This window comes from Candidatus Polarisedimenticolaceae bacterium, assembly GCA_036376135.1.
Classification (GTDB): domain Bacteria; phylum Acidobacteriota; class Polarisedimenticolia; order Polarisedimenticolales; family DASRJG01; genus DASVAW01.
Genome location: DASVAW010000069.1, coordinates 1 through 4683, shown reverse-complemented (window position 1 = coordinate 4683; position 4683 = coordinate 1). Strand labels below are relative to the sequence as shown.

Genomic DNA, 4683 nt, shown 5'->3' with positions numbered 1-4683 from the left:
CCCGGGACGCAATACGTGGACACCGATCTCCCGAACGGGACGACCTTCTTCTACCGGGTCCAGGCGGTCGGCGCGAACTCGGCCTGCGACTCCCCCGTCTCGGCCTGCGCCCAGGGAACCCCGCAGCCGTTCGCGGGGACGATCAAGCTCGACCGCCCCGCCTACGGGTGCTCCGGGACGATCCAGGTCCGCGTGACCGACGCGAATACCGGCTCCTCGACGGTGAGCGTGACGCTCGCGAGCGGGGTCGAACCGGGCGGCGAGACGATCGTCCTGAACGAGACGACCCCCGGCTCGGGGAAGTTCACCGGCGCGCTCGCCACGACGGGAGCCGCACCGGCGGCGGGCGACGGCGCCCTGTCCGTCGCGAACGCCACCTCGATCACCGCCACCTACCTCGACGCCGACGACGGCCAGGGGGGGAGCAACCTGACCCGCACCGCCAACGCGACCGGCGACTGCGTGATCCCGGCGATCTCCCAGGTGCGCGCCACGGACATCAACGACGTGCGGGCCACGGTCCGCTGGGACACGGATGAGGCGTCGTCCTCGGTCGTGCGGTGGGGCCAGCTCAAGCCTCCCACGGGCACCACCTCCTCCTCGACGCTCGTCACCCCTCACGCGGTGCAGATCAACGGACTGCAGTCGTGCACGATCTACTGGTACCAGGTCGAGAGCGAGGACGTGGCGGGGAACGTCGCCGTCGACTCCAACGGCGGCCAGTACCATTACTTCGAGACGCTCGGCGACCTCGGTTCCGGCCTTCAGGCCTGCAACAGCGGCGTCGTCACGATCGACAAGTCCGTCGCGGCGTGCAGCGACGTCCTGCCCCTCAAGCTGACCGACCTCGGGCTCAACGCCTCCCCGACGGCGGTCGACACCGTGCAGATCTCCCTCACGTCGACGACGCAGACGACGCCGGAGATCGTCACCCTGACCGAGACGGGGGTGAACACCTCGCGCTTCACCGGGAGCATTCCCACCGCGCCGGGCGCCCCGGTCCCGGGGGACGGCGTCCTGCAGGTCGCCGGCGGCGACATCCTCACCGCGAGCTACCAGGACGCCGACGACGGCACGGGCAAGCCGCGCGTCTCGTTCGACACGGCGGACGCCGACTGCACGGCCCCCGGCGCACCCTCGATCCAGGTGGTGCAGATCACCGACACTTCGGCGGCGGTGCAGGTCTCGACGAGCGAGCCGGCGACGGTCCGCGTCGACTGGGGCCCGACCGCCTCGCTCGGGTCCGTCGTCCAGAGCAATTCGCTTCTGACGAGCCACACGCTCACCCTCTCGCCGCTTCCCGAGTGCGGCCGCTTCCACTTCCGGGTCACGGCGACCGACGCGTACGGGAACCCCCGGGTCTTCGATTCGAACGGCGCCCCGTTCCAGGGGAACGCGGGACACATCCCTCCCGGGATCTTCAAGGACACCTTCGAGACGCTCACCGGCTGGACCCTCGAGGGGGAGTGGCAGATCGGCACGCCCCAGGGGCTCGGCACCGCGCCCGCCGACCCGACCGCCGCCTTCGAGGGGACGCGTGTCCTCGGCAGCGACCTCACCGGGCTCGGCGCCAATGCCGGGAACTACGAGTTGAACGTCCTGCAGCGGGCGACGAGCCCGGTGATCAACGCCTCGGCGCTCACCGGCGGCCAGTTGCGTTTCCGGCGCTGGCTGAACGTGGAGTCGAACGCCGTCGCCTCCATCGACGTCCTCCGGAACGGGCTCACCGTTCCGATCTGGTCGAGCGAGAACGTCACCGAGTCGTCCTGGAGCCTCCAGACGCTCAGCCTCGGCAACGCCGCCGACGGCTCGAGCAACGTCCGGCTCGTCTTCAAGATCAAGGGCCCGACCTCCGGGGCGGGGCGCTCGGGGTGGAACCTCGACCGCGTGATCCTCAACAGCGCGAACGGGCCCGCGTTCGAGGCGTGCGGCGGCTGCGCGGGGGCTCCGACCTTCGGCGGCGCGACCGCGGCGGTCGACGCCGACCCGTGCGCCGACACGGGGATCCGCATCTCCTGGAACGCGGCCCCCGCCTGGGGGACCGGCTCCGCGGGGACGTACGACGTCTTCCGCTCGACCGATCCGGCGTTCGTCCCCTCCGGCGCGAATCAGATCGCCTCGGCAGTGGCGGGCACCTCCTACGTCGACGCCACGGCGTCCAACGACACGACCTATCACTACATCGTCCGCGCGAGGAACAACGAGAGCTGCTCCGGCGCGGGACTGACCGAGTCGAACCTCGTCCGGGTCTTGGCCCAGGACCAGGCCTCGCAGTCGATCCCCGGCGACCTCGGGTCCTCGCTGGGAGCCGCGGCGATCAACGACGCCCACGTCCGCGTCAGCTGGACCGCCGTCGCCGGTGCCGCGAGCTACAACGTCTACCGCTCGCAGACCCCCTCGGGGGTGTTCGCGAAGATCGGCTCCTCCGCGGGGACCTTCTACGAGGACCGCGACCAGCTCGGGAACGCGACCCCCTGGTATTACCGCGTGAAGGGGGCGAACGCCTGCGGGGTCGAGGGACCCTGATCCTTGGCATCACAGCAATAGTCCCGGAGAGGGCCGCCGCGAGGCGGCCCTTTCGCTTCCGGGACTTGGCAAAGCGCAAGAACCCCCGGCGGGAGATCGCGGTACGTTCCGCTCTTCGCCGGCAGGCCCCCCGGCGCGAAGGGGGGTTCCATGTCCCGTCGCATCGCCACGCTCGCCTGCCTGCTGACGCTCGTCTCCCTCCAGGCCGCGGAGTTGCCGGAGGGGTTCCGGCTCGAGCCCGTGCTGACCTCGGGGCTGACCGAACCGTCGGCCCTCGACACCACCTCCGACGGACGGATCCTCATCGCCGAGCGGACGACCGGGAACGTGCGCATGGTCGCCCTCGGCGAGCTGCAGGCGACTCCCGCCTGCTCGGTCGCCGTGAACGCGACCGGCGAAGGCGGGCTCCTCGGCGTCGTCGCGCACCCCCGCTTCGCCGAGAACGGGTGGATCTACCTCTACTACACGGCCGCCGCGACGGGACGGAACAAGGTGACGCGCTTCACCGTCGTGCCCGGGAGCGGCTGCGCGAACGGAGTCGATCTGCTCGCCGACCTCGGCGCGGGACCGTCGTTCCTCCGGAACGGCGGCGGCCTCGCCTTCGGCCCCGACGGGAAGCTCTACGTCGCGACCGGCGACGTCGAGAACTCCTCGAACGCCCAGAACGCCCTGTCGCTCTCCGGCAAGATCCTCCGCCTCGAGGACACCGGCGCGATCCCGGCCGACAACCCGACCCCCGGAAGCGCCGTCTGGGCGAAGGGGGTCCGCGACGGGAAGGACGTGACGGTCTCCGCCGCCGGCCGCGTGTACGCCACCGATGCCGGCTCCGGGAACACGATCTACGACGAGATCAACGAGGTCCCCGCGAACGGCAACCTCGGCTGGGACGCCGCGACCGGGAACTCGAACGGCGCCTACGACGATCCGCTGGCCTCGTATCAGCCGCTCGTCGGCGTCCGCGGCGTGGAGGTCTACGGGGCCACGGCGTTCCCCGACCTCAAGGCCGACGGGATCGACAACGACCACGACCGGTACGGGGCCGACCTGAACCCCGGCGTCTCGCGCGTGGACGACAACGGGAGCGGCGAATGCGTCGGCTCCGCGAACTACGGCCAGCCTTGCACATCGAACGCGAACTGCGTCCCCCGGACCCTCGAGAACGCATACTGCGAAAAGCGAGACGAGTCGGCCGAGTGGTGCCCGGGCGGGGTCGCGGTCGGCGACGACGGCTGCGCCGGAGCCGCCGGCGCGAAGGGCGTGGACGAGGCCGACGAGAGCTTCCGCAACGTTTACCTCGCGCAGGAAAGCGCCAACAAGATCGTGCGCGCGGTCCTGAGGCCGACCGACGACACGACCCTCGACGTGGCCGAGACCTTCCTCGACTCGAACTTCCTCACCGACTGCCCCGACAACTGGACCGACGTGGCCACCGGCCGTGACGGGTGGCTCTACGCCGTCGCACGCAACGGCGGCGGCGCCGCGGGCGGCCTCTACCGCGTGATCTTCGACGCCACCCCCGGCCCCCGCGAGGTCTCCGCCCCCGGGAGCCACTTCCCGGTCCGGATCGACAAGGGAACGCTCGCGAACGAGGTCGTCGTGACCTTCGAGGACCTTCGCTCGGACGCGACGCAGCCGCGGGACGACGGCAACGCGGACCCGGCCCTTCGCCTCCCCCAGCCGCCGGTGCGCGAGTTCCAGATCTGGCAGGGAAACCTCGGCACCTGGTACTCCCACGCCGTCGTTTCCGGTCAGGACAAGGCGGTGGGCACCGTGCTGAACGAGGCGGCCCGGAAGGTCACCGTCAACGCCGGAACGGGGAATTCCTATTTCCTCGTCTCCGCGCGAAGCGCGAACCTCGAGGGCACGCTCGGCAAGCGCACCGACGGAACCCCTCGCCCCGGATTCGCAACGACCGACCTCTGCTCCATCATCGGCTACCACCAGTCCACGAGTTACGACCTCTGGAAGTGCGGGCAGGACTTCACCCTGAAGGACGAGCATGGCGTGACCCGCTCGCTCTACTCGTACCGTGGGAGTCCGGTGATGCTCGACTTCTCGGCGATTTGGTGCGCACCGTGCCAAGCCGAAGCCGACGTGCTGGAGAATCTCCATCGCGACTTCCAGAACCGGGGTGTCAGAGTGCTGACGGTCCTGGCC

At 70.5% G+C, this 4683-nt stretch carries 2 protein-coding genes; both read left to right on the top strand.

Annotated features, from left to right (window positions below):
* The coding region (locus VF139_06435; protein ID HEX6851027.1) for a hypothetical protein at positions 1–2526 on the top strand (2526 nt) is incomplete at its 5' end.
* Between the two features lie 150 nt (positions 2527–2676).
* The coding region (locus tag VF139_06430; GenBank protein ID HEX6851026.1) for a PQQ-dependent sugar dehydrogenase at positions 2677–4683 on the top strand (2007 nt) is incomplete at its 3' end.